We start from the raw sequence: 20,055 nt of genomic DNA on the forward strand, positions 1-20,055 counted from the left end.
GCCTGTCAAAATTTCAACTTAAAAGATTTCAAATACTATTATTATGCAAAAAGGACAAATTAGGGTACAAACAGAAAACATTTTCCCCATCATTAAAAAATTTCTTTACAGTGATCATGAAATTTTTCTTCGGGAATTGGTAAGTAATGCAGTTGATGCGGTTCAAAAATTGAAAACATTGGCCTCAATAGGCGAGTTTAAAGGTGAACTGGGCGATTTGAAAATTGAAGTTGAATTAGATGCGAAAGAAAAAACCATCAGCATTACTGATACCGGTGTGGGAATGACAAAGGAGGAAGTAGATAAATACCTGAATCAGGTGGCTTTTAGTGGTGCCGAAGAGTTTTTAGCAAAATATAAAGATGCCAACATTATTGGACATTTTGGTTTAGGTTTTTACAGCTCATTTATGGTGGCAGAAAAAGTGGAATTATTAACCCAAAGCCACAATGCAGATGCGCCTACCGTTTATTGGAGTTGTGATGGCAGCCCTGAGTTTGAATTGTTTGAGGTAGAAAAAAGGAATCGCGGTACAAAAATTATTTTACATGTAGGCGAGGATAGTAAAGAATTTTTGGATGCATACCGGCTTAAGGGTATTTTAGAAAAGTTCTGTAAGTTCTTACCGGTTCCGATTTATTTTATTGATGTTGCTGCCGAAAAGAAAGAAGATGAGAAAATAAAACCTATTAATAATACAGCACCTATTTGGACCAAAAAGCCAAGTGAATTAAATAAAGAAGATTACGAAAAGTTTTATAAGGAATTATATCCTTTTGGCGAAACGCCATTGTTCTGGATACACCTGAATGTAGATTATCCGTTTAATTTAACCGGTATTTTATACTTTCCGAAAATTAAGCAGAGTTACGAAATACAAAAAGACAAAATACAGTTGTATAGCAATCAGGTATTTGTAACCGATGAGGTGAAAGATATTGTTCCCGAATTTTTAATGTTACTGCATGGTGTAATTGATAGCCCGGATATTCCATTAAACGTAAGCCGCAGTTATTTACAAGGCGATCCGAATGTTCGAAAAATCAACAACCACATTACCAAGAAAGTGGCCGATAAGTTAGAAGAAATTTTTAATAATGATCGTGCTTCATTTGAAGAGAAATGGGAAAGCCTTGGCTTATTTGTGAAGTATGGTATGATGACGGACGATAAGTTTTTAGAGAAGGCCAATCGTTTCCTCATTATGGAAGAGACAGTGTTAGAAGATACCGCAAAAAGCGAAGCAGAAAAAACAAAAGCTAAATTTTATACTATAGAGGAATACAAGAATGCAACGAATGCATTACAAAAAAATAAAGATGGTAAAAATGTAATTTTATACACTACCCAACCGGTACAGCAACATGCTTTTATTAAAGCCTGTGTAGATAAAGGCTATGTAGTAGTTAAAATGGAAACATTGGTAGATGCGGCTTTCATTAATACAATGGAAATGAAATGGGAAAATGTACATTTTGTGAGAGTGGACGCAGATATTGTAGATAATTTGATTGATAAACAGGAACACAATGAAATGGTACTTTCAAAAGATGAGCAGGAAAATCTGAAAAATCTCTTTAGTTTTCCCATCAACGATTTACATGTTACAGTAGAGCTAAAAGGGTTAAGTTCACAAAGTACACCCGTTGTAGCTACTAGGCCCGAATTTATGCGTCGTATGAAAGATATGGGTGCTGTTGGCGGTGGTATGGCATCATTCTATGCGCAAATGCCCGATGAAGTTACACTTACCGTTAATGGTAATCATCCAATTTTTCAACATATTTTGAAGTTGGATGATAAAGAAAAACAGGAAAAGCAGGTAAGAAATCTGGCAGATTTAGCGCTATTATCGCAAGGCTTGTTAAAAGGAAATTATTTAACCGGATTTATTGATCGTAATATTGAACTCATGCATCAGCAGGCAGAGGCTTCTGCATAAAACTTTGTATTTTTTTCAGGGAGGCTGCATCAAAAGTGCTATGCAGCCTCTTTTTATTCTGTAAGGAGGGGGGATGGAGAAAATTTTCGTTTATGCAAATCTCAGCCCCTTCTTTTTGCTTTAGATACATCCTCTTTTTTTAGAATGCTGATTTCCATATATTTCTGAATTCGTTGATGGAATGTTTCAGTATACCCTTTTTCAAGAAATAAATTTTTGTGCATGGGGGTTATGTAGATAACTTCAATAGATCGTGGATGTTCGAGCAGACTTTTATCGATATTCAAAACAACCTGCTGCATAATCATTTCATCAAAGGGATTGTAAAAGAATAAGCAATTTGCGGTAGATGGGATTGGAGTGTAAAAGGCATCGTTATTTATCAAATGAAAATTTACATGCGGAAACAAATGTTGCGTTAGGGCAATATTATTTTGCGCATCCTTATACAATTGCGGTGATAGTTCAATTCCGGTAATGTTGTTGAAACCAAAATGAGCTGCAACACATAAGGCTCTTCCTTTGCCACATCCGAAATCTATGAAATGCAAATGTGGTAACTGTAATTGTTGAAATCCGGTTTCTAAAAGTGTAAAATCGACGGGCATATAAATACTTGCGTGCTCTATGTTTACATCAGCAAGTGCTAAATGTTTTAATTCATCATGGCCGGTTGAATGAATGCTATATTTTTTTTCTCCGCGCCATTCGTTTCTAACAATATACCAGGCAATCCTAGTATTCCAGTTAATGGCAATGTACCAGAAATAAGATATGTGTTGCAATATTTTCATCTGCAAATATTTTTGGTGTGAACACAGGAACAATGCTGTTTTTGAATAAAGTTTTTCAAATGTTCTATTTAAAATTGTGAAAGAATAATAGCATTTTTTTACTGCGATGTACAATTTATTTTGACTTATTTTGACGGTCTAATATCCATTACCCGTAATTGTAATTTTTTTTCTCCCATATATTCATTCAGGTCAATTGTGCAAACAATATCTATAGGCTGTTGTGATTCTAATAAAGAAAAAAAATGCGCCATATTAAAGCCAATGCCGGTAATAGTACTATTATTTTGTTTTAATACAAAGCGAATGTGTTCCTCTTTTACAATTTTAGAGTAGCCGGTATCAGTAAGTTTTTCTATCATAAAAACAGGTTGCATGTTTTCCGGTCCAAAAGGCTCCATTTGGCAAATGATATTATAGAACCCCATTGTAATATCATTGAGTGTAATCACCGCATCAACTATAATTTCGGGGGTAAGCAGATCTGGATCAATGGTTTCATTTACAATGGCTTCAAATGCATTGCTGAATGTAATTAAGTTTTCGGGTTTTAAAGTTAATCCTGCAGCGGCAAAATGGCCGCCATAACCAATTAAATAATCCCTGCAGGCATGAATGGCTTCATACAGGTTAAAACCGGCCACACTTCTTGCACTGCCGGTAAGGTATTCGCCACTTTTGGTCAGTACAATTGTGGGGCGATAATGTTTTTCAATTAATCTGCTTGCCACAATGCCTACTACTCCTTTATGCCAGTGTTCCTGATATACTACGGTCGTTTTTTTATGTGTGTGATTTGCATCATCCTGAATTAATGACAGTGCTTCTGCTGTAATAGTGGTATCTGCTTCTTTTCGGTCAGTATTGTCGTTGTGCAACATTTCTGCTAATTGCAATGCTGCTTGCATATCCTGTTCAATGAATAACTGAACGGCTTTTTTAGCATCATCCATTCTACCGGCTGCATTTACTCTTGGAGCAATAATGAAAACAAGATTATTAATATGTAGTTCTTTTTGGATGCCGGCAAGTTGCAACAGGGCTTTAATGCCTATACAAGGGTTTTCATTTACTTTTTTTAATCCAAAATAAGCCAGTGTTCTGTTTTCCCCTGTAAGGGGCACAATATCTGCAGCAATGGCACAGGCAACCAAATCAATATATTGAAATGGTATTGTATCAGATAATCCGAGTTTTTCAGCCAATGCTGTAATTAATTTAAACCCTACTCCGCAGCCACACAGTTCTTTGTAGGGATAAGCACAATTTTTTTGTTTCGGATTAAGGATGGCAACCGCAGGGGGTAGTTGTTTGTCTGGTAAATGGTGGTCGCAAACAATAAAATCTATTGATAGATCTTTTGCATATTGAATAAGTTCTATGCTTTTTATACCACAGTCTAATGAAATAATTAATGAAAATCCATGCTCTTGGGCATAATGAATGCCTTGTTGACTAACACCATATCCTTCTCTGTAACGATGGGGAATATAAAAAGCCACATTCGGATAAACAGATTGTAAGAATCGGAACATGCAGGCAACAGAAGTGGTGCCATCTACATCGTAATCGCCATACACTAAAATTTTTTCGTTTTGTTGAAAAGCATTCAGAATACGCTGTACAGCCTTATCCATATCTTTCATTAGCCAGGGGCTGTGTAAATCGGTTAATTGTGGGCGAAAAAATTGTTTGGCTTTCTCAAAATTATCAATACCTCTTTGAACCAAAATTTGGCAGATAACCTGATTTACTTTTAAAGAAGATTGTAATTGCAAAACAGCATTGGCATCCCAAACGGGCATTTTCCATCGTTTCTCCATATTTAAATTACTTTATTGGTACAACAAACAATGGGAATGAAGATATCATTTAATTTTATACAATTCATTTTCAGGCTCTGGCTTTTCAATGAATCAAAAAAAAACAGTTACAGCATGAAGAACCAATGTATATGCTGATGTTTCTGAAAATGATTAGGTAAAAAACGTGTTGTGCTATTACGCCCTGAAAATCTTACTGGGCATAGGTTTCAATAAACTTTGCTCAATATCAATTAGTTATACATAGTTTACTGAAACACCATTAGGCAATGAGTTTCAAACGAAAACTGATTTTAATAGCACAACACGTTAGGTAAAAAATAAGTGAGGTACTAATATTTTCTGTCTGTAGTAAAACGAACCAATTCTTCTAATGCACTGCGTACTTCTGATTCAGGAAATTGGTGTAAAATTTTTAAAGCTTCATCCCTGTATTGATTCATGATTTCAATGGTGTATTGAATACCGCCGTGTTTCATGACTTCTTGAATCACCTGTTGCACTTTTACCTTGTTTTTATTTTCGTTTTTCAGTATGTACATCAAAGCTTTCCTTTCCTTTATAGGTATATTATTCAAGGTATAAATGAGTGGTAAGGTTAATTTTTTTTCTTTTATATCATTGCCGGTAGGTTTGCCTATATTATAAGTGCCATAATCAAAAAGGTCGTCTTTTATTTGGAACGCCATGCCTACTTTTTCGCCAAACAAACGCATTTGTTCAATTTGCTCCGGATTATTGAATGTGGTAGAGGCACCTGCGGCACAGGCAGAGGCTAATAATGAGGCAGTTTTTCCTTTAATAATGTTAAAATAAATGGCCTCATTTATATTCAGGTTTCGCGATTTTTCCATTTGCAGCAATTCGCCTTCACTCATTTGTTTAACTGCCTCTGACATAATTTGTAAAACGCCAAAATCATGATTGCTCAGCGAAAGCAATAAACCTTTTGATAAAAGGTAATCGCCTACTAAAACGGCAACTTTATTTTTCCATAAGGCATTGATGGAAAAAAAACCACGTCTTTCCATTGATTCATCCACCACATCATCATGAACCAAAGTGGCCGTATGCAATAATTCTACCAAAGAAGCAGCCCTATATGTACTTTTATTTACCGGTGCCCCTAGTTTGGCGCTGAGTAAAACAAACATAGGCCGCAATTGCTTTCCTTTTCTTTTAACAATATATTGCATAATCCGATCTAACAGCGGTACCCTGCTTTGTACAGCCTCTTTAAAGTGCTTTTCAAATTCATCCAACTCGTCTTTTATTACCTGAAGGGCTAATTTCATAGCTTTTTGTATAGTGGTGCAATATAATAATTATGTGCAGCAGAATAATATAGTGTGTTAATTAGCCATAACTTACAATAATTTTGCAGATGCAACGTTTTTCAGAAATAAACTGTCTTTTTAGGCAGTTCTGTAAAAACATAATATAAAATTTGATTGTTCATTCCGATTATAATACTTTTGTCGGGAATTTTATCATCAACATTAAACATAAGCTATGGCAAGCAAAAAGTACATTTCGTTATTTGCAGCAATGTTTGTTCTGTTTCAGAGCATTGGATTTGCGCAAACATCAACTGATTGGGGTTGGGACTGGAAAGACAGTTCTAAAGTTCCTACTAAAAGGATACCTCAGTACAATGAGTTTCTAAACAACCAATACCCTTACCCGGCTAAACCCCGCGATCAGTGGGAGTTAGGTTTAAGTGCCGGTAGTTCTTTCATTTTAGGTGACCGGGCCATTTTAGCTGGCGGATACAATGGTGGTATTGTAGGTGGAATTTCTCTTCGTAAATCCATCAGTCATGTATTCTCGATTAGAGGTGCTTACAATGGTTCCATTGTTTCTATTCCCAGCAGTAAAACTACCGTATGGGCTAAAAACTATACCCACATGGGTTCTATTGATGCCATCGCGTCTTTAAATTCTATGAGTCATTACAGAGGCAATCCAAAATGGGATGTTTATGTTTTTGGAGGTTATTCTTTAATTTATACCAGAGTAATGACCAACCAGGGTGGTTCACTGCATAACTTGTATTATCCACAAACTAATTTAATTGGTACCTCTAATTTTCCCAATGATGCACCTGCTGTAAATGGCAGACATACCTGGGCTTTAATGCATGGCTTAAGCTATGGTGGTGGTGTATCTTATAAAATCAGTAACCGTGTAAATATCGGAATTGAACAAAGATTCACTGTTCCCATGTTCGGTAATGATTATTTAGATGGTAACAAAGTAGGTAATTCAGGAGACCAATACAGCTTCTCAACTGCTCATTTAAACATTAACTTAGGTAAAACTGCCAAAAGAGTACAACCCTTATGGTGGATTAACCCTTACAATTATGAGTACAATGAGCTGAATAGCCCCAAGCATATGAAAATGCCAAAGGTTGTATTGCCTGATGCAGATGGTGATGGTGTAACTGATCAATTCGACTTAGAACCCAATACACCAGCCGGTGCACCTGTTGATAGCCATGGTAGAGCAAAAGATACTGATGGTGATGGCGTTCCTGACTACAGAGATAAAGAAATTTTAACACCACAAAGTTGTTTCCCGGTAAATGCAGATGGTGTTGGTACTTGTCCTGAACCAGCTTGTTGCAAAGAGTTAAGAGATATGATTGCAAACATGCAAAAAGCACCGGTTTGTAACATCAGTAGCTTACCCAGCATACAATTTAAAAGAGGTGATAAATTAACCAAAGAAGCAATGCAATTATTAGATGCTGCCGCCGCAAGCATTAAAGCAAACCCAGATTGTAAAGTAAAAGTAATTGGTCACCCCGCTGCCAGCAAAGCAGCTCAGCAAATGGCATGGGAAAGAGTAAATGCTGTAATTAAATACTTAGTTGATAAACAAGGTATTTCTGAAAGCAGATTCATTTTCTCTTACGATGGTGGTTCCGGTGATGCTAATACCATTGATTTGCAAGGCACAACCGAAGAAGGTCCTAATACAGTACCTGCTCCACATCCGAACTTGAGAAGCAGAAACTAAATAATTAATCAGCATATTTTTAAAAAAGCCCCAATTTTGGGGCTTTTTTATGTTTAGATAAAGAGAAGGTTTTTACCTTGCCTATCCATAATAGCTTCATTTTCCTGTAAATTGGGGTACTTTTCAAGAATATTAACGTATGTTTTAAAGCTGCGTATTTATATTGCCAAAATTATTTACCTTCGCAAACTTGTATGAAGAAACTTGTATTGTTTTCATTAATAATTTTGGGATTTGCTGCTTGTTCCAGAAAAGGAGTGAAGTTTCAAAAAAGTCACCGATTCTCGCAGATTTTAAAGAGTAAGGATATTGACTATAAATTCAAAATGGCCGAACAATATTATGTAAATAAAAAATATAATTTTGCTCAGCAGCTCTTTGAAGATTTGTTCCCTTATGTAAAAGGAACTGATCGGTATGAAGACATGTACTACAAACTGGCTTATTGTTATTATTATCAAAAAGATTATTTGAACGCTGAAAATTATTTTAAAACATTCACTGAAACGTTTCCTTCCAGTGCAAAAAGCGAAGAGTGTGAGTACATGCGGGCATATACTTATTATAAGCAATCGCCCAAACCGGAATTAGATCAAACAAATACCAATAAGGCAATTGGTTTAATGCAGGCATTCATTAACATGCATCCCGGTTCATCTAAAATAAAAGAAGCAAATAAAATTATTGATTTATGTCGGGAAAAATTAGAAACAAAAGATTTCTTAAATGCCCAGCTCTATTATAATTTAGGTTATTTTAAGGCGGCTGCTATAACATTTTCAGGAGTTTTAGATAATTATCCCGATTCAAAAAATGGTGATTTATATAAATATCAGTCAGTACGTTCATATTTTAAATATGCCGAAATGAGTTATCCTGATAAACAATTGGAAAGATTTGAAAAAGTAAAAGCCGATTGTTCAGATTTTTTGGATCGTTTTCAGGGAAGTAAATACACTACAGAAATTACAAAAATTAATACAGAAACAAATAATTTAATTAAAAACCTACAAAATGAGCAAACTAAGAAGACAGCTCAGCGCTAATATACCTAGCTCTGTTGAACCTAAAAGTTTGAAAGATATTAAAGATATCACCGGTAATCTTTATGAGTCTATTGCAATTGTTGCCAGAAGGGCCAATCAAATTAACATTACCATTCGGGAAGAGTTGCATAATAAATTAGATGAATTTGCTAGCCATACCGACAGTCTGGAAGAAATTCATGAAAATAAAGAACAAATAGAGATTTCTCGTGCCTACGAGAAAATGCCCAATCCGGCAATTCTTGCTTTAAATGAATTTATGGAAGGAAAAATTTACTACCGTTTAAATAACGATAACGATTTATTCAGATAAAGCAACAAAATGTATTAAAATTGATAAAAGGGCAGTATATATACTGCCTTTTTTGTTATTTGCAGTTTAATTAAAATACCATGTTGAAAGGGAAAAAAATATTAATAGGTATTACCGGTAGTATTGCTGCCTATAAAGTAATTTATTTGGTTCGGTTGCTGGTAAAATCCGGTGCAGAAGTAAAGGTTATTATGACTGCATCTGCAAAAAATTTTGTGAGTCCGTTGGTATTAGAAACACTCAGTAAAAATGCGGTATTAGAAAATTTAACCGAATCGTCAACCTGGGCAAACCATGTGGCGTTAGGCCGTTGGGCCGATGTATTTTTAATTGCACCACTCAGTGCAAACAGTCTTGCAAAAATTGCCAACGGAATATGCGATAATTTATTGATGGCCGTTTATCTTTCTGCTACTTGTCCGGTTGTAGCGGCTCCTGCTATGGACGAAGACATGTGGTTACATCCTGCTACAAAACGAAATATTCAGCATGCAGCATCAGATGGTGTTCATTTTATTCCTATTGAAAATGGTGAGTTGGCCAGTGGCTTAGTAGGTGAGGGCCGAATGGCTGAACCTGAAACCATTGTAAACTTTTTAATTAGTCAGTTTTTTAGAGGTACATTATTAAAAAACAAAACTGTTCTGGTAACTGCTGGTCCTACATATGAACCAATAGACCCTGTTCGATTTATTGGAAATCATTCTTCCGGAAAAATGGGTTTCGCCATAGCTGAAGCCTGTTATCTGGAAGGTGCCAACGTTGTTTTAATAACCGGCCCCACTGCATTGTATTCTTCATTCAAAGAAATTAAGTTGGTTCATATTACTACTGCCAATGAATTGTTGGAACAGTGCATGATAGAAGCGCGGCAAGCACAAATTATTATCATGAATGCAGCTGTGGCAGATTATACACCACTAAAAAAAGAAACTCAAAAAATTAAAAAGGGTAAAAACGAATCGGAATGGCTTCTTCCATTGGTTAAAACTATTGATATCCTTGCATTGCTCGGAAAGCAGAAAACTGCGCATCAATACATTATGGGTTTTGCCTTAGAAACAGAGCAAGAACTTAAAAATTCCTTAGAAAAATTAAATGTAAAAAAAATTGATAGTATTGTACTAAATTCACTCAATGATGCACAAGCCGGTTTTGGATATGACACCAATCAAATTACCATTATTTCAAAAAATGGCAGAACAGAAAAGATGGCATTAAAGTCTAAAACAGAACTGGCAAAAGACATTGTTTTATACATAAGTGAAGAATTAGATGCGTAGCATATTTATCATATTTTTATTGCTTTGCTTGGGTTTAAGTACTGGCATTACGGCACAGGAATTACAGGCCAAAGTAACCATTAATGCAAGCAGGGTAAATACTACCATCGATAAAAAAATATTCAATACACTTCAATCGCAATTAACCAATTTTTTAAATAGCAGGAAGTGGACAGATGATCAATTTAATCCTGCTGAAAAAATTGTTTGCAGTTTTTTATTCAATATTGAATCAATGCCACAAACCAATGTATTTAGTGCATCATTGATTATTCAGGCAGCAAGGCCTGTATACAATAGTACCTATCAGGCAGCATTGGTAAATTTTCAAGATCAGGATATAACATTCAAGTACATAGAATTTCAACCCATAGAATTTAATGATAGCAGAGTACAGGGCAATGACCCTTTGGTAGCTAACTTAACTGCTGTGCTGGCTTATTATGCCTATGTAATCATTGGATTGGATTATGATTCATTTGCTCCCAAAGCAGGACAACCCTATTTTTTAAAAGCACAAAATATAGTAAACAATGCACCTGAAGATGCCAGTATTAGCGGATGGCGTGCATTTGATGGATTGAGAAACAGATATTGGCTGGTAGATAATTTAACCAACAATGCCAACAATATTATTCATACTGTAATTTATGATTATTACCGATTGGGACTTGATAATATGTATGATAATGAATTGCAGGCACGCTCCGGAATTTTACAGGCTTTGAATTTATTACAGTCATTTAACAGAGAACATCCCAATACCATGTTTGTTCAATTTTTTATGCAAACAAAAGTGCAGGAATTAATTGGCCTTTTTGTAAAAGCAAATTCCGATGACAAACTAAAAGCGCTGGATGTTTTTACCAATTTAGATGTTGGAAATGCAACAAAATATAAAGAACAATTACAATAATATAATTTAAAATGTATTGATAAAAAATAAAATAACTAAAGCTTATAAAATTTTGCCAAACACCTGCATGAATAGATAAAATGAAGAAGATATTAATGATAATTTGTTTAATAATTTACCTGATGGCCTGTAATAGCCATAAATCAGAAATGCCTGTACTGAATTTTGATACCATGAAAGTGGTAATGTGGGATTTGCTGAATGTAAATGAATGGAATAATATGAAAGCCGGGCAGGATACCGTTTTTAAAAAAATTAGAGACGACCGTAAACAATTTGAACAGGTTTTCTATTGGCATCATATTACCAAAAGCAGTTTTTATCATAGCCTCTCATATTATGAACAACATCCTGATAAAATGAAAAAACTAGTGGACTCACTTTCTGCATATGGTAGAAGAGTTACACTTAAATCTGTTGATACCCAACCTACTCATAAATAGGCACAGATTAATTTTTTATAGAACATTACGTTTTATGGCTTAATTATTTGCCTTATCTTGCATAAGAACGGTTATAATCAAATGCATCATACCATCTAAGCAGATGTTCGTTTTTTTTGAATGATGCATGCATTGCTGCAATACATATTTTAAATGGTAAGGTATGAATAAGGTTGTTTTAAATGCACAAGAAGCCATCAAAGATATTCATGAAGGTGCCACCATTATGTTGGGTGGTTTTGGCTTAAATGGTATTCCTGAAAATAGTATTGCTGCCCTTGTACAAAAGGGTATTCAAAATTTAACCTGTATTTCCAATAATGCAGGAGTAGATGATTTTGGTTTAGGCCTTCTGCTGCAAAAAAAACAGATAAAAAAAATGATTAGCAGTTATGTAGGCGAGAATGCAGAGTTCGAAAGGCAATTATTGGAAGGAGAATTAGAAGTTGATTTAATTCCACAAGGTACACTTGCCACAAGAATACAAATGGCCGCCATGGGCATTCCTGCCTTTTATACACCAGCAGGTTTTGGTACAGAAGTAGCAATTGGTAAAGAAGTACGGTACTTTAATAATAAACCCTATTTAATGGAGTTAGCCCTGCATGCCGATTTTGCAATAGTTAAAGCCTGGAAAGGAGATACTATGGGAAATCTTGTATTCAGAAAAACAACCCGTAATTTTTCAACTTCAATGGCAAAGGCCGGTAATATTACCATTGCAGAAGTAGAAGAATTGGTTCAACCCGGTGAAATAGATCCCGATGAGGTACATGTTGCCGGCATTTATATACACAGGATTTTTCAGGGGTGGCATTATCAAAAAAGAATTGAAAAAAGAACAGTAAGAATGGAGAAGTAAATATTTTTTCAAATTTCTCTCAACATCATTAAATCATTTTTTATGGCATTAGATAAATATGGAATTGCCAAAAGAATTGCGCAGGAACTGCAAGACGGCATGTATGTTAATTTAGGAATTGGTATACCAACATTAGTTGCCAATTATGTACCCCAATCCATCACCGTTATATTTCAATCAGAGAATGGCATTTTAGGAATGGGGCCTTACCCTGCCGAAGCTGAAATAGATCCTGATTTAATTAATGCCGGAAAAGAAACCGTAACACTCATTAAAGGTGCCGCTTTGTTTGATAGTGCAGAAAGTTTTGGCATGATTCGGGCGGGTAAGATAGATTTAACTGTATTAGGTGCGATGGAGGTGAGTGAAAATGGAGATATTGCCAATTGGAAAATACCGGGTAAAATGGTGAAAGGAATGGGTGGCGCTATGGACTTAGTGGCCAGTGCCAAAAATATTATTGTAGCAATGATGCATACCAATCCAAAAGGTGAGAGCAAACTCTTGCCTGCGTGTACTTTGCCCCTTACCGGACTGCGATGCGTGAAGAAAATTGTAACCGATTTAGCAGTATTAGAAATTACACCCAAAGGTTTTTTATTAAAAGAAAAGGCTCCGGGCGTATCTGTTGAAGAAATTAAAGCCAAAACATTGGGCAGGTTAGTTTGCCCGGCTAATGTTCCGGATATGCATATTTAACTTTCTAAGTAAACTCTATTTACCTGGTATATCCGGTAAATAAGTTAAAAGCATGATAATAACCAACAGATTGTTCCATATTTCTTGTCAGGGTTTTATATTTGAAATACATGATGAAGAAAACATTACCGCTTATTGTTGTTTTGATATCTCTTTCCCTTTTCGGGCTTTTTCTTCTACAAGCATCCTGGTTAAAAAATTTACTGGCAGTAAGACAGGAACAGTTACAGCGAAATGTAAAAGAAGCCTGTGTAAATGTGGCTATTGATTTAAGTAAGAGTATGCATTATACCCCTTCGCTTCGTTTTCCAAAACGACCCGGTTTTAGAATTGCCAATGATTTTTTAAGTTTAATAAAACCACCTGCCATCAGCGACCGATTTTCACAACAAGATGTTGATCATAAATTACGCAGTGCATTTCACAAAGCCAATATTAAAGATTTGAATTTTGAGTTTGCCATTACCAATAATAATGATGAAATAGAAATGAAATCAGCAGGCTTTGAAAAAGAATTCTGGGATACATTACACAACAGAAGAATTTTTGTACCGGTGGTACCTGAAACTGGCAGCGATTTAGAAGGGATTGGACCTTATGAAAATTTAATTATCATTGTTCCTGATTTTCAAAAACAGGTTTGGGATTCACTGAAATGGATCATTGCCGGTGCTGCAGTTTTCATGCTTATAATTATTGCTGCTTTCTTTGTTACACTGCGAACACTTTTAAATCAAAAAAAATTGAGCGAAATTAAGAGTGATTTTATTAATAATATGACGCATGAGTTTAAAACACCATTGGCTACCATATCCTTGGCGGTTGATGCTATCAGAAATGAAAAAGTGCAGAGTGATAGAGAAAAGCTGAATTATTTCAGTGGCATTATCAAAGAAGAAAATAAAAGAATGAATAAGCATGTTGAAACCATATTGCAGGCTGCTATTACAGAAAAACAGGAGCTGCAATTAAAAAAGATACAACTGCATTTGCATGAACTGATACGTAAAATTGTAGAAAATTATCAATTACAACTGAAGGAAAAAGAAGCCAAAGTAGTATTACAACTCAATGCAAAAAATGATATGCTGGTGGCCGATGAAGTTCATTTTTCCAACTTATTATCGAACCTGATTGATAATGCCATTAAATATTCAAAAGATAATCTTGAAATAAAAATTACAACACACAGTACCAATAAATATATTGTTATTATGATAGAAGACAATGGTATTGGAATGAGTAAGGAAACCATGAAGCGTGTCTTCGAAAAATTTTACAGGGCCCATACCGGTAATGTGCACAATGTAAAAGGGTTCGGCTTGGGCATGAGTTATGTTAAAACCGTAATTGATGCGCACAAGGGTAAAATAAGAGTGGATAGTACCCTTGGTAAGGGAACAACCTTTACTATAGAAATGCCTGTTGGTGTAACTGCTTAAATCCTCCAAAGCAAACTGCCATCACCATAACTTAAAAATCTGAAAGAATTGTTCAGTGCATAATCATAAACACGCTTCCAGTCATCACCAATCATCGCTGCAATTAATAACAGTAAAGTAGATTGTGGTTGATGAAAATTAGTAATAATACCTTTTGCTAATTTAAAATCATACCCTGGAACAATGATGATACTTGTTTTTGTAATGAGCCTTTCTTTACCCTGAATATCCATCCATTGTAGAATATAGTTAAGTGCCTGATCTATAGAAACATTTTCCTGTTGTTGATAGGGTAGCCATTGCTCTACTGTGATATCCTGTAAAGAATTGAGTGTTTTGTTTTTTTGATAATACTGATGAATTTTTATACCAATCCAATAAAGTGATTCCAGGGTTCTTAATGAAGTGGTGCCAACTGCAACAATTGGATAATTCAATTGCATTTGTATATGTTGTATAAACTGTTTTGAAACATCTATAAACTCAGCATGCATTTCATGTGCGGCTAAATAAGCAGCTTTCACGGGTTTAAAGGTTCCGGCGCCAACATGCAATGTTACATAATCGGTTTGTATTCCTTTTTGTTTCAATGCATCCATTAATTCTGGTGTAAAATGAAGCCCTGCAGTAGGTGCTGCTACCGAACCATCTTTCTCAGCATAAATAGTCTGATACCGAATAGCATCTTCTTGTTCCGTTGCTCTGTTCAAGTAGGGGGGTAATGGTATAATACCGGCAAAATGCAATATTTCAGCGAAGCTGACATTTGCATCATTCCAATTAAATTCTACCAAATAAGTTCCTGCCTCGTCTAATACCTCTTTTTTTGCTGCTTGCAGCAATAGAGTACCGTTAGGCATTGTAATTACTTTTTCCAATATGGTTTCTTTCCATTTTTTTGCACCACCAATCAGGCATTTCCATTGTACATTACCGGTTTGTTGCATGGCTATTGTAATATCTTTGTGCGTATCAAAAGGTTCTAAACAAAATATTTCAATAGTGCTGCCGGTTGATTTAGTGAATAACAATCTCGCTTCTACCACCTTTGTATTGTTGAAAATCAAAATACTATCTTCAGGTAAAAAATCAGGTAAATGCTGGTAGGTTGAGGTATGTATAGTTGATTGTTTGTATACTAATAATTTACTTTCATCACGTTTGGCTAACGGATATTTAGCAATGGCATTTTCCGGTAATTCATACTGGTATTCCTGAATAGCAATTTGTTGTGGGTTGATAGATTTCTGCATAACAACATAATATTTTATAACTGGTGTTTTGAAAGATTAATGTTCAATAAAGCATCCATTCATCCTTTTTTACTCAAGGTATAGCCATTTCGGCAAATACTGTTTGGGTGGTTTTTATCATTTAAATTTTCAAAAATAAGTTTTGTAAACGCCTGTATTCACAGCATTTTTGCAGCTTATCCACACTAATTCACATTGAATTCACCTTAATTTTCATCAAAAATCGCTGAAAGTTAATGCAGGTAAGGATTTGGCTCTGTTATTTTTTGTGGATAAATACAAGTACTCAAAATTTGTATTTAAAGTGGGAAAAAGTGTTATTTTGTGTAAATAAATGGTAATTTTAAACCACAATTTTAAAAATGAACGGATTTCACGGCGAATATGAGGCTACAGTAGATGCGAAAGGTCGCTTCCTTTTGCCCGGTGGCTTGAAAAAGCAGTTGCCGGAAGGGGAGTCTCGTTTTATCCTCAGTCGTGGTTTTGAAAAATGCCTCACACTATATCCTTTTAAAAGCTGGGAAGTCATTATTGCTAAGATTAATCGGTTAAATGATTTTGATCCAAAAGTACGTCAATTCCGTCGCCAGTTTTTAGGAGGTGCTACTGAAGTAGAATTGGATAGCGCCGGCCGTATGTTATTGCCGGCATCTTTAAAGGAGTATGCAGGATTGCAAAAAGATATTGTATTAGCAGCAGCTATTGATCGTTTTGAAATTTGGGATGCAGGTAAATACAAACAGCTCTTTGAAGATTTTTCACCGGAAGCTTTTAGCGATTTAGCCAAAGAAGTAATGTCGGGTTTAGAAGGTGGTATATAATCATGGTTTTACATTTTTAATTGCGCTACAATGAATAATACTTACCATATACCAGTACTTCTTTCAGAAACAATTGATATGCTGGCCATTCAGCCCAATGGCATTTATGTTGATTGCACTTTTGGAGGAGGTGGACATTCTGCTGCAATTTTAAAGCACCTGAATGCGGAGGGTAGGTTATTTGCTTTTGATCAGGATGCAGATGCTTTTCAAAATTTTCCGCATGATGCTCGTATGGTATTTGTTCCTGAAAATTTCAGACACATACAACGATTTTTAAAATTGCATGGTGTGTTTCAGGTAGATGGTATTTTAGCCGATTTAGGTGTAAGCAGTCATCAGTTCAATGAAGCATCAAGGGGGTTTTCAATACGATTCGATGGGCCTTTAGATATGCGTATGGACGGTCGTTCTGAATTAACTGCTGAAAAAATTATTGCTACTTATTCTGAACACCAATTACACAAGTTATTTGAAAAATACGGTGAGGTTACCAATGCTAAAACTTTAGCCAAGCATATTGTTCAATACCGTCAGCATACCTCCGTAAGCAATGTTGCACAGTTTAAAGCAGCTTTGGCAGAGATGGTAAAGGGTAATCCTAATAAATATTTTGCTCAGGTATTTCAAGCATTACGAATAGAAGTAAATGATGAATTGGGGGCACTCAATGATTTATTACTGCAATTGCCGACTATATTAAAAACCAGTGGCCGTGCGGCTTTTATTACTTTCCATTCATTAGAAGACAGGCTGGTGAAAAATTATTTTAAAGGAACAACAGTTGAAGATGAAAACCCTTTCATTTCAACGCCCAAAAAACAGGAGTTTGAACTGATATCCAAAAAACCAATTGTGCCTTCTGAGAGTGAAATAAAAATGAATTCAAGGAGCAGAAGTGCCAAGCTAAGAGTAGCTGAAAAATTATAAAAGCATGATTCAATACCATGAATACGAATAATAAAACAGAAAATAAAAACGGAAAGCCATTGCAAAGGCTTTTTAATTCTGAATGGATTACCAATAATCTGTTTTTTATTTTATTCATTAGTTTTTTGGCAGTTCTGTATATCGCTAATGGCCATGTTGCTGATAAAACAATTCGAAATATCAGTAAAACAAAAAATGATATCAAAGATTTACAATATCAATATAAAACACTGAAAAGTGAAGTGATGTTTAAAACTGAAGAAACAGAAATTTTAAAAAAAGTTGAACCAATGGGTATTCAGATTAACAAAGAATTACCCGTTAAATTATATACTAAAAAGAAATAGTATAAAATGGATGTAAAACGCGACATATTATGGAGAGTATACCTAACCTACATTTTAATTGTAGCGGTTGGTATTACCATATTTGCCAAAGCTGTTTATATTCAGCAGGTACAGGGAAAATACTGGCAAAGTTTAAGCGACAGTTTGCATGAACGTTATGTAGAAACCGATGCAGAGCGAGGTACCATTTATAGTGAGGATGGCGAAATGTTAAGTACCAGTATTCCGCAATTTGATATATATGTAGATTTTGGCGCTGATGGATTACGTGAAAGAAATGGAAAAAGGTTCAGAGAAAATATTGATTCGCTCAGCATTTCACTCGCCAATCTTTTTAAAGATGAATCTGCCGCAGGTTATAAAAGAATTTTACTGAAAGGTTACAGAGAGAAGTTTCGTTATTTTCTATTAAAAAGAAGTATTACCTATCAGCAATACACAACACTAAAAAACTTTCCATTGGTTCGTTTGGGAAAAAATAAAAGCGGATTTATTGCTGATGATAAAAGTATACGGCTCAATCCATATAAAATGCTGGCTTTTAGAACCATTGGCTTAGATCGGGATTCATTTAAAGTGGGATTGGAATTAAGTTATGATAGTATTCTACGTGGCAAATCAGGAAGCCGCCTTGTTCGATACATTGCAGGTGGAGTGGGAGTTCCGGTAGATGCCGGTTACGAAACAGAAGCAATAAACGGAAAAGATATAATTACAAATATTGATGTGTTGATTCAGGAAATTACCGAAAATGCACTCATGAAAATGTTGGTACAAAACGATGCACAACACGGTTGCGCCATTGTAATGGAAACAGCTACTGGTAAAATTAAAGCAATGGCCAACCTGGGTAAAGGTACTGATGGTAGTTATTATGAAAATTATAACTATGCAATCAATGCATCAGAGCCGGGATCAACTTTTAAGCTGGCAACATTAATGGCTTTATTAGAAGATAAAAAAATTACATTAGGTCAAACTGTAAACCTGCATGGCGGTACATTAAAAATTGCCGATAGAACCATTTATGATGCAGAACAACATGGACATTTTGAAGTTACTGCAAAACATGCATTTGAACTAAGTTCAAATGTTGGGATGGCCGAAATGGCGTTGGATGCCTATAAAAATAATCCACGATCATTCATTAAAAAATTACATGATTTTAGATTGGATGAAACTACCGGAATTGATTTGGTTGGAGAAAGAAATTCTACCATCATTAAACCCGGAAGCAGAAGTTGGAGTGCTACTACACTACCTTGGATGGCATTTGGATACAATGTGGAGGTTACCCCCTTGCAAATACTCACATTATACAATGCTATTGCCAACAACGGTGTAATGATGAAACCCTATTTGGTCAACGCAATTGTAGAAGAAGGTAATGTATTAAAGAAAATTGAACCAGTAACACTTATTGATAAAGTTTGCAGTAATACTACTTTAAAACAAGTTCAATCATGTTTGGAAGGCGTATGTACAAATGGTACTGCTAAAGAGCTTTTTAAAAATACACCCTATACTGTTGCAGGTAAAACCGGTACCGCTCTGGTAGCAGATGCAAATAAAGGATATGCAGATAAAGTTTATCAATCTTCATTTGCAGGTTATTTCCCCGCCAACAACCCGCAGTATACCTGCATTGTGGTAATCAAAAATAAGCCTTTTGCAAAAGTTTTTTATGGTGCAGCAGTGGCTGGTGTTGTGTTTAAAGAAATTGCAGACAGACTATATACCCTTTACGTTAAACAAAGCAGTACGCAGTTTGCAGTTGCTAAAAACGATAGTACGCATTTTAATTATATTGGTTATAAAACTGACTTATTGAATATTGCAAAATCATTGAAAATAAAAACAACCGATTCGGTTTCTATTGTAGATGATTGGGCCGGTATTGCAGGCACCCCAAGTCATGCAATTGTATATACAAAAAAAATACAGCTTTATCGAATGCCTTCTTTAAAGGGTATGGGTTTAAAAGATGTAATGTATTTGTGCGGTAATATGGGTTTAAAAGTAAATGCCAAAGGAGTAGGTAAAGTAATAGATCAGTCCATTATACCGGGCGAAACAATTTCCAAAGGACAAATATTAACGGTAGCATTAAATTAAGC

The 20,055-nt window shown here is 35.2% G+C and carries 18 protein-coding genes; 14 read left to right on the plus strand and 4 right to left on the minus strand.

What is annotated here, in order from left to right:
* Positions 1-43: 43 nt before the first annotated feature.
* Positions 44-1,942: a molecular chaperone HtpG gene (gene htpG / locus EO766_RS02125; protein ID WP_176712986.1), complete on the plus strand. Its 1,899-nt coding sequence runs from the start codon at positions 44-46 to the stop codon at positions 1,940-1,942.
* Between the two features lie 101 nt (positions 1,943-2,043).
* Here htpG and EO766_RS02130 read toward each other — a convergent pair whose 3' ends face one another.
* From EO766_RS02130 to EO766_RS02140, 3 genes are all read right to left on the minus strand, one after another.
* Positions 2,044-2,736, minus strand: coding sequence for a methyltransferase domain-containing protein (locus tag EO766_RS02130; protein WP_074417882.1), 693 nt, complete (start codon positions 2,734-2,736; stop codon positions 2,044-2,046).
* Between the two features lie 125 nt (positions 2,737-2,861).
* Complete coding sequence (gene recJ, locus EO766_RS02135) at positions 2,862-4,559, minus strand: single-stranded-DNA-specific exonuclease RecJ (protein ID WP_074417881.1); 1,698 nt, start codon at positions 4,557-4,559, stop codon at positions 2,862-2,864.
* Positions 4,560-4,891: 332 nt separating this feature from the next.
* The gene (locus tag EO766_RS02140; protein ID WP_074417880.1) at positions 4,892-5,854 is read right to left on the minus strand and encodes a polyprenyl synthetase family protein; all 963 of its coding nucleotides are present in this window, start codon (positions 5,852-5,854) and stop codon (positions 4,892-4,894) included.
* A 217-nt stretch (positions 5,855-6,071) separates the two neighbouring features.
* On the opposite strand from EO766_RS02140, the gene EO766_RS02145 reads away from it, so the two are divergent.
* The 9 genes from EO766_RS02145 (at position 6,072) to EO766_RS02185 (ending at position 14,587) form a co-directional block, all read left to right on the plus strand.
* Positions 6,072-7,583 carry an OmpA family protein gene (locus EO766_RS02145; RefSeq protein ID WP_074417879.1) on the plus strand — a complete coding sequence of 504 codons (1,512 nt, stop codon included), beginning with the start codon at positions 6,072-6,074 and terminating at the stop codon, positions 7,581-7,583.
* Between the two features lie 194 nt (positions 7,584-7,777).
* Complete coding sequence (locus tag EO766_RS02150) at positions 7,778-8,629, plus strand: outer membrane protein assembly factor BamD (RefSeq protein WP_287100653.1); 852 nt, start codon at positions 7,778-7,780, stop codon at positions 8,627-8,629.
* A complete protein-coding gene (locus EO766_RS02155; RefSeq protein ID WP_068247057.1) occupies positions 8,598-8,942 on the plus strand; it encodes a DNA-directed RNA polymerase subunit omega in 345 nt (114 codons plus the stop codon). Before EO766_RS02150 ends, EO766_RS02155 begins: the two co-directional genes overlap by 32 nt.
* Positions 8,943-9,022: 80 nt before the next feature.
* Positions 9,023-10,225 carry a bifunctional phosphopantothenoylcysteine decarboxylase/phosphopantothenate--cysteine ligase CoaBC gene (gene coaBC, locus EO766_RS02160; RefSeq protein ID WP_074419970.1) on the plus strand — a complete coding sequence of 401 codons (1,203 nt, stop codon included), beginning with the start codon at positions 9,023-9,025 and terminating at the stop codon, positions 10,223-10,225.
* Positions 10,218-11,141, plus strand: coding sequence for a type IX secretion system protein PorD (gene porD, locus EO766_RS02165; RefSeq protein ID WP_074417876.1), 924 nt, complete (start codon positions 10,218-10,220; stop codon positions 11,139-11,141). Before coaBC ends, porD begins: the two co-directional genes overlap by 8 nt.
* A gap of 80 nt (positions 11,142-11,221) precedes the next feature.
* A complete protein-coding gene (locus tag EO766_RS02170) occupies positions 11,222-11,584 on the plus strand; it encodes a DUF4296 domain-containing protein (protein WP_081299037.1) in 363 nt (120 codons plus the stop codon).
* A 163-nt stretch (positions 11,585-11,747) separates the two neighbouring features.
* Positions 11,748-12,446, plus strand: a complete 699-nt coding sequence (locus tag EO766_RS02175; RefSeq protein WP_074417874.1) for a CoA transferase subunit A — start codon at positions 11,748-11,750, stop codon at positions 12,444-12,446.
* A 42-nt stretch (positions 12,447-12,488) separates the two neighbouring features.
* Positions 12,489-13,145, plus strand: coding sequence for a CoA transferase subunit B (locus EO766_RS02180; RefSeq protein WP_074417873.1), 657 nt, complete (start codon positions 12,489-12,491; stop codon positions 13,143-13,145).
* A gap of 110 nt (positions 13,146-13,255) precedes the next feature.
* Entirely contained in the window at positions 13,256-14,587 is a 1,332-nt protein-coding gene (locus EO766_RS02185; protein WP_228733102.1) for a sensor histidine kinase, read from the plus strand.
* On the opposite strand, the gene EO766_RS02190 is transcribed toward EO766_RS02185, so the two are convergent.
* A complete protein-coding gene (locus EO766_RS02190; RefSeq protein WP_074417872.1) occupies positions 14,584-15,840 on the minus strand; it encodes an S-adenosylmethionine:tRNA ribosyltransferase-isomerase in 1,257 nt (418 codons plus the stop codon). The two genes, EO766_RS02185 and EO766_RS02190, sit on opposite strands and share 4 nt — an antisense overlap.
* 362 nt (positions 15,841-16,202) lie before the next feature.
* Between EO766_RS02190 and mraZ the strand changes: the two genes are divergently transcribed.
* The 4 genes from mraZ to EO766_RS02210 are packed head-to-tail and all read left to right on the plus strand — an operon-like array spanning position 16,203 to position 20,053.
* Positions 16,203-16,661 carry a division/cell wall cluster transcriptional repressor MraZ gene (gene mraZ, locus EO766_RS02195; RefSeq protein WP_074417871.1) on the plus strand — a complete coding sequence of 153 codons (459 nt, stop codon included), beginning with the start codon at positions 16,203-16,205 and terminating at the stop codon, positions 16,659-16,661.
* 30 nt (positions 16,662-16,691) lie between these two features.
* Positions 16,692-17,591 (plus strand): 16S rRNA (cytosine(1402)-N(4))-methyltransferase RsmH, encoded by a 900-nt coding sequence (gene rsmH, locus EO766_RS02200; RefSeq protein WP_074420705.1) that lies wholly within the window; start codon positions 16,692-16,694, stop codon positions 17,589-17,591.
* A 17-nt stretch (positions 17,592-17,608) separates the two neighbouring features.
* Complete coding sequence (locus tag EO766_RS02205) at positions 17,609-17,938, plus strand: FtsL-like putative cell division protein (protein ID WP_074420706.1); 330 nt, start codon at positions 17,609-17,611, stop codon at positions 17,936-17,938.
* A 6-nt stretch (positions 17,939-17,944) separates the two neighbouring features.
* Positions 17,945-20,053 (plus strand): PASTA domain-containing penicillin-binding protein, encoded by a 2,109-nt coding sequence (locus EO766_RS02210; protein ID WP_287100654.1) that lies wholly within the window; start codon positions 17,945-17,947, stop codon positions 20,051-20,053.
* The last annotated feature ends 2 nt before the right edge of the window (positions 20,054-20,055 follow it).

Origin of the sequence: Hydrotalea sp. AMD (assembly GCF_004100315.1) — a bacterium.
Taxonomy (GTDB): domain Bacteria; phylum Bacteroidota; class Bacteroidia; order Chitinophagales; family Chitinophagaceae; genus Hydrotalea; species Hydrotalea flava.